The organism is Vibrio fujianensis (genome assembly GCF_002749895.1).
Classification (GTDB): domain Bacteria; phylum Pseudomonadota; class Gammaproteobacteria; order Enterobacterales; family Vibrionaceae; genus Vibrio; species Vibrio fujianensis.
In genome coordinates this window covers 62,354-68,668 of sequence record NZ_NBUS01000035.1, presented here as the reverse complement: position 1 = coordinate 68,668, position 6,315 = coordinate 62,354, and the positions used below count along the sequence as shown (strand labels likewise).

Here is a 6,315-nt window from a genome sequence, read left to right as displayed (position 1 = left end):
CAACCGCGAGTACGCCGGATAACTGGTGGTTCGGGATCAGCCCAGAAGGGATTGGGACGCTCGGTATGTGCCTCAACTTCGTTGTCGCCATGGTGGTCAATAAATTTACCGCACAAGTACCAGACGATGTACAGGAGATGGTCGAGTCGATTCGTTATCCTAAAGGGGCTGGTGAAGCTCATAACCACTAGCCAATAGAAACAAGCATGATCAAAGCCCAGCGTTTTCTGGGCTTTTTAATTATTTCTTCGTAATGCGATGATTTAGTTACTGGGCACTTGCTGTGATGATAATGCTGGGTTCACTAAGGTCAGTTTACCAATCAAGTAATTTAGCAGCACCCCATACATGGGTACAAATAAGCCTAAACTGATGATCAATTTAAAACTGTAATCCACGAGAGCAATCTCTGTCCAGTGCTGTGCCATGAAAGGGTCGGGGCTTTGATAGAATGCAATCGCAAAAAAAGCTACCGTATCCAACGCATTACCAAACAAAGTTGAGGCTGTCGGTGCCACCCACCACTGCTTCATTTGGCGTAACCGATTAAAGACATGCACATCCATAATCTGACCTAACAAATAAGCCATAAAGCTGGCCGCTGCGATACGAGCGACAAACAGGTTAAAATCACCCAAAGGGGCAAAGCCTTGAAACTGCCCCTCATAAAAAACCACAGACAGCAGGTAAGAGACCAGCAAGGCGGGTAACATCACCCAAAAAATAATTTTCCGAGCCAGTCCAGCACCAAAAATACGTACCGTTAAATCGGTCGCTAAAAAAATAAATGGAAAAGTAAACGCACCCCAAGTGGTATGAAAACCGAAAATCGTAAACGGGATTTGCACTAAATAATTGCTAGAAGCGATAATCACTAAATGGAATAGCACCAAGTAAGTTAACGCTTTGCGCTGTTGCGCGGGGGTAAAATGACTCATATTGAACCTTTTTCGTTTGGTTTGGGGGTGAGGGAACCCAAATCGCAGCCGAAGCTGTCATATCGTTATTACTCAGGAAAGCAGTCGCATTTCCCATTAAGGGCGGCGATTATACCTTAACCACTCGCCCCTGCAAGCCCCTAATCTCAAGCAAACGTTTGACCTTTATTTTATCAATAGACAGGCATCAACTCAGCTTTTACTTGAGAAGATCCTTCCGATCATGCTAATCTTCGCCTCCATTTTTCTGACCAAAATAACCACTTTCTGTGTCAAAATAACTCGGTCAGTGCTAGCTTTAGCATAGTGAAAGCTTCGTTTTTCACTTGTCTCCCAACCAAAAGTGGAATCAAACAAATGGGTAACGGTACTCTTTACATTGTCTCAGCCCCAAGTGGCGCAGGAAAATCGAGCCTGATCGCGGCATTATTGGAACAAAATCCAACTTACGCGATGAAGGTGTCGATCTCGCACACCACTCGCGATATGCGCCCCGGTGAACAAGACGGTGTACACTACCACTTTGTCGAAAAAACCCATTTTGAAACCTTAATTGAAAAAGGCGAATTTCTTGAATATGCCGAGGTATTCGGTAACTATTATGGAACCTCTCGGGTATGGATTGAAGAAATGCTGAGCAAAGGCATTGATGTGTTCTTAGATATCGACTGGCAAGGCGCTCGTCAAATCCGCGAACAGATGCCACACGCAAGAAGTGTATTTATTCTTCCGCCTTCAAAAGAAGAGTTAGCGCGCAGGTTAAACACTCGCGGCCAAGATAGCGAAAGCGTTATCGCAAAACGTATGAGTGAAGCACGTTCAGAAATTTCTCACTACCGTGAATACGATTACGTCATCATCAATGACGATTTCGATGCCGCGTTAGTCGATTTTAAAGCCATCTTGCGCGCGGAAAGATTGAAGCAAGATAAGCAAGCGGCTAAATATAGCAGCATGCTTTCCGCACTTTTAGCGGACTAATTCCGTAACAATAAATTGGTCACCGCCTGCCGCTAGTATCTATTAACGTTAGGCTGTATACTTTCTCGTCAATCATATTTTAGTTAACTATTTGGAGTTCTCATGGCACGCGTAACTGTTCAAGACGCTGTTGAAAAAGTTGGCAACCGTTTCGACTTAGTTCTGATTGCGGCTCGCCGCGCTCGTCAAATTCAAACTGGTGGTAAAGACGCTCTAGTGCCAGAAGAGAACGATAAAACCACGGTTATCGCTTTACGCGAAATCGAAGAAGGTCTTATCACGAAAGACGTACTGGATGCTCGTGAGCGCCAAGAGCAACAAGAGCAAGAAGCAGCAGAACTAGCCGCGGTTAGCAGCATCGTGCACAACCGCTGATTCTGTCTCAGGAATCACTCAACATTCGGGCCTGAAATTTGTATCTATTCGACAGCCTCAAAGATGTTGCCCAAGAATATCTCACAGAGCCTCAAATAGAGGCTCTGCGCCAATCTTATATCGTGGCAAGAGATGCGCATGAAGGGCAAACCCGTTCCAGCGGGGAACCTTATATTATTCATCCGGTTGCCGTCGCTCGAATTCTGGCAGAAATGCGCTTGGATCTAGAAACGCTCCAAGCAGCCCTACTCCACGATGTCATTGAAGATACGCCTGCAACCAAAGAAGAACTGGAAAACCAATTTGGTACCGCCGTTGCTGAACTGGTTGATGGGGTTTCCAAGCTAGACAAACTTAAGTTCCGAGACCGTAAAGAAGCGCAAGCGGAAAATTTCCGTAAAATGGTGCTTGCTATGGTGCAAGACATCCGCGTGATTTTAATCAAACTCTCGGATCGCACACATAACATGCGTACTTTAGGTGCATTACGACCGGATAAAAAACGCCGTATTGCTCGTGAAACCTTAGAGATCTACGCCCCGCTTGCACACCGGCTCGGCATCCACAATATCAAAACAGAGTTAGAAGAACTCGGTTTTGAAGCCCTATATCCCAACCGCTATCGAGTGCTAAAAGAAGTCGTAAAAGCGGCACGGGGCAACCGTAAAGAGATGATTCAACGCATCCACAGTGAAATTGAAGGTCGATTACATGACGTTCATTTGCCTGCACGAGTGGTTGGACGCGAAAAAAATCTTTATTCCATCTACAACAAGATGAAAACTAAAGAGCAACGCTTCCATACCATTATGGATATTTATGCCTTTCGAGTCATTGTCGATAGCACCGATACCTGTTATCGCGTATTGGGCCAAGTGCATAGCCTGTATAAACCACGTCCGGGTCGTGTCAAAGATTACATTGCGGTACCGAAAGCCAATGGTTATCAGTCTCTGCATACCTCGATGGTTGGGCCACATGGCGTGCCTGTTGAGGTTCAGATTCGTACCGAAGATATGGATCAAATGGCCGATAAAGGGGTCGCGGCCCATTGGTCGTATAAAACCAATGGAGAGCGCGGTGGCACGACCGCCCAAGTTAAAGCGCAGCGTTGGATGCAAAGCTTGCTCGAGTTACAACAAAGTGCGGGCAACTCGTTTGAGTTTATTGAAAATGTTAAATCTGATCTCTTCCCTGATGAGATTTACGTTTTCACCCCGAAAGGACGGATTGTCGAACTACCGGCGGGAGCCACCGCAGTCGATTTTGCCTATGCTGTGCATACCGATGTCGGCAACACCTGCGTTGGCGCGCGAGTTGATCGTACGCCTTATCCTCTAAGTAAAACGCTAAAAAATGGCCAAACCGTTGAAATCATCAGCGCGCCAGGCGCAAGGCCGAATGCCGCTTGGCTCAACTATGTAGTCACCTCAAGGGCCAGAACCAAAATTCGCCAAGTATTAAAAACCATGCGCAGAGAAGAGTCGATCACCTTAGGTCGTCGCTTACTCAATCATGCACTCGGCGATTTCTCACTCAGCGATATCAGCCAAGACAACATCAAGCATGTTTTGACTGGGCTTAAACTGGCAACAGAGGACGATCTACTCGCTGCCATCGGCCTCGGTGAACTGATGAGCATTGTCATTGCCCGCCGTTTATTAGGTGACGCTGATGAATTGACAGAGAGCATCAATAAAGATGGTACGCCGAAGAAAAAACTCCCGATTCGTGGCGCAGAAGGCATTTTATTAACCTTCGCCAACTGTTGTCATCCGATTCCTGATGATTCGATTATTGCTCATGTCTCTCCGGGACGCGGCCTCGTGGTACATAGAGAAACCTGCCCTAACGTGCGCGGTTATCAAAAAGAACCCGATAAGTATATGGCCGTCGAATGGACAAAAGATTACGATCAAGAGTTCATTACCGAATTACGGGTAGATATGCACAACCGGCAAGGTGCCTTGGCTGATCTCACCAATGTGATCTCCAATACAGGTTCCAATATTCACGGGCTTTCAACCGAAGAGCGTGATGGTCGGCTGTATACGGTGATGGTATTACTCACCACCAAAGATCGTGTCCATTTAGCCAATATCATGCGTAAAATCCGCGTTATGCCTAATACGCTTAAAGTTCGGCGCAGACGGTACTAAGCGCCCCCGACGAATTGAGCCCTTGCATCACAACAAGGGCTTTTTATTGATCAAGATGTCACGGCTGCTGATCACACTTGCGCAGCGTAGACACAAAAACTGATACCCATGTTATGAATTTAGAACGCTACTTACGTATTCAAGAGGTGCTCAAAGCACGCCAACCAGACTTAACCGTTTGCTTGGAGGAGGTACATAAACCGAATAATGTTTCTGCTGTCATTCGGACTGCAGATGCGGTCGGACTGCACCAAATCCATGCCGTCTGGCCGAGTGAACCCATGCGAACGCTGAGCCACACTTCTGCTGGTGCTCGTAACTGGGTAGAGGTCGAAACTCACGATAGTACCCAAGAGGCCATCACCCATCTGAAAGCGCAAGGTATGCAAATACTGGTGACCAACTTATCTGAGCATGCGGTGGATTTTCGGGCCATTGATTATACCCAACCAACCGCCATCGTCGTTGGCAGTGAAAAAACGGGTATTTCTCACCACGCCTTAGCGTTAGCTGATCAAGATATTGTCATCCCCATGGTTGGGATGGTGCAATCGCTTAATGTCTCGGTCGCCTGCGCGCTGATTCTCTACGAGGCTCAACGGCAACGGCAACAAGCGGGCATGTATCAACGAGAACAAAGTCCGCTATCCGAGCAGACCATTCAACGCATTTTGTTTGAACGAGGCCATCCGGTCTTAGCCAAGGTCGCTAAACGCAAAGGGCTGCCTTACCCATCATTAAATGAAAAAGGCGAGATTATCGCCGACCCAAATTGGTGGAACGCGATGCAACGCGGATAATTTCCCTGTACAAATACACAGCTCAATGGTTGAATAAAGCCCATTGAGCCTAACTCAGTGGGTTGATCCTATGTCGCAACTTCTTTCAGCTATCCCGTTAACGTCACTCTCTGGTGTCGGCGCTAAAGTCGCTGAAAAATTGGCTAAAGTTGGCTTACACAGCGTACAAGATCTACTTTTCCATTTACCGCTGCGCTACGAAGACCGTACTCGAATTTATCCCATCATCAAACTCCACCCTGGGTTATGGGCAGCAGTACAAGGTAAGATCATGGCGGTGGACACCCATTTTGGTCGTAAAAAAATGCTCACGGTCAAAATCAGTGATGGCAATGGCACCCTCACCTTACGCTTCTTCAACTTTACTGCGGCGATGAAAAATAATTTTGCCGAGGGAAAACCCATCTACGCTTACGGTGAAATCAAGCGTGGTCATCAGGGGTTAGAAATCATTCATCCTGACTACCAGTTTTTTACCGCCACGCAAGAGAGCGTCACCGAAACCCACTTAACCCCCGTGTATCCCACCACTGAAGGGTTACGGCAAACCACCTTGCGTAACCTCACTGAGCAAGCGTTAAGTTTACTCGATAAAGCGGCGGTGGATGATCTATTACCCAGTGGGTTATATCCTAATCAACTGACTCTCGCTCAAGCACTGCACACCATTCATCGTCCTCCGGCAGGCCTCGACCTCACCCTCTTTGATCAAGGGCGTCATCCCGCTCAACTTCGCTTGATCATGGAAGAATTATTGGCCCAAAACTTATCCATGCTAGCGGTGCGCAGTCAAGGCCAGCAAGATACGGCCCTTCCGTTGCCAGAATGCCAGCAATTAAAACATCAATTGTTAGCTCAATTGCCTTTTAGCCCAACCCAAGCCCAAGCTCGCGTGGTGCGTGAAATCGAAGCCGACCTTGCTAAACCGCACCCAATGATGCGTTTAGTTCAAGGTGATGTGGGTTCAGGAAAAACCCTTGTTGCCGCCCTAGCCGCAGTTCGAGCTATCGAACACGGTTATCAAGTCGCACTGATGGCTCCGACCGAACTGCTGGCAGAACA

6 protein-coding genes and 1 pseudogene are annotated in these 6,315 nt (G+C 47.3%); 6 read left to right on the top strand and 1 reads right to left on the bottom strand.

Features of this window, described 5'->3' with window-relative positions:
• Nucleotides 1–191 (top strand): annotated as a pseudogene (locus B7C60_RS17595) (cation acetate symporter); the annotation flags it as partial.
• Nucleotides 192–263: 72 nt separating this feature from the next.
• Here B7C60_RS17595 and B7C60_RS02325 read toward each other — a convergent pair.
• Nucleotides 264–938: a 7-cyano-7-deazaguanine/7-aminomethyl-7-deazaguanine transporter gene (locus B7C60_RS02325; RefSeq protein ID WP_099610253.1), complete on the bottom strand. Its 675-nt coding sequence runs from the start codon at nucleotides 936–938 to the stop codon at nucleotides 264–266.
• A 357-nt stretch (nucleotides 939–1,295) separates the two neighbouring features.
• Between B7C60_RS02325 and gmk the strand changes: the two genes are divergently transcribed.
• The 5 genes from gmk to B7C60_RS17590 form a co-directional block, all read left to right on the top strand.
• Nucleotides 1,296–1,919 carry a guanylate kinase gene (gene gmk / locus B7C60_RS02320; RefSeq protein WP_099610252.1) on the top strand — a complete coding sequence of 208 codons (624 nt, stop codon included), beginning with the start codon at nucleotides 1,296–1,298 and terminating at the stop codon, nucleotides 1,917–1,919.
• Nucleotides 1,920–2,021: 102 nt separating this feature from the next.
• Nucleotides 2,022–2,294, top strand: coding sequence for a DNA-directed RNA polymerase subunit omega (rpoZ, locus tag B7C60_RS02315; protein WP_099610251.1), 273 nt, complete (start codon nucleotides 2,022–2,024; stop codon nucleotides 2,292–2,294).
• Nucleotides 2,295–2,332: 38 nt separating this feature from the next.
• Nucleotides 2,333–4,453, top strand: coding sequence for a bifunctional GTP diphosphokinase/guanosine-3',5'-bis pyrophosphate 3'-pyrophosphohydrolase (gene spoT, locus B7C60_RS02310; RefSeq protein WP_099610250.1), 2,121 nt, complete (start codon nucleotides 2,333–2,335; stop codon nucleotides 4,451–4,453).
• A 113-nt stretch (nucleotides 4,454–4,566) separates the two neighbouring features.
• On the top strand, nucleotides 4,567–5,253 hold the full coding sequence (gene trmH / locus B7C60_RS02305; protein WP_099610249.1) for a tRNA (guanosine(18)-2'-O)-methyltransferase TrmH: 687 nt from the start codon (nucleotides 4,567–4,569) through the stop codon (nucleotides 5,251–5,253).
• 70 nt (nucleotides 5,254–5,323) lie between these two features.
• Nucleotides 5,324–6,315 (top strand): OB-fold nucleic acid binding domain-containing protein (locus B7C60_RS17590; RefSeq protein ID WP_245868431.1); only part of this gene is annotated, 992 nt, incomplete at its 3' end.

Coding starts and splice junctions, on each gene's coding strand:
- B7C60_RS02325 (WP_099610253.1), bottom strand. CDS start 938: ATGAGTCATTTTACCCCCGCGCAACAGCGCAAAGCGTTAACTTACTTG.
- gmk (WP_099610252.1), top strand. CDS start 1,296: ATGGGTAACGGTACTCTTTACATTGTCTCAGCCCCAAGTGGCGCAGGA.
- rpoZ (WP_099610251.1), top strand. CDS start 2,022: ATGGCACGCGTAACTGTTCAAGACGCTGTTGAAAAAGTTGGCAACCGT.
- trmH (WP_099610249.1), top strand. CDS start 4,567: ATGAATTTAGAACGCTACTTACGTATTCAAGAGGTGCTCAAAGCACGC.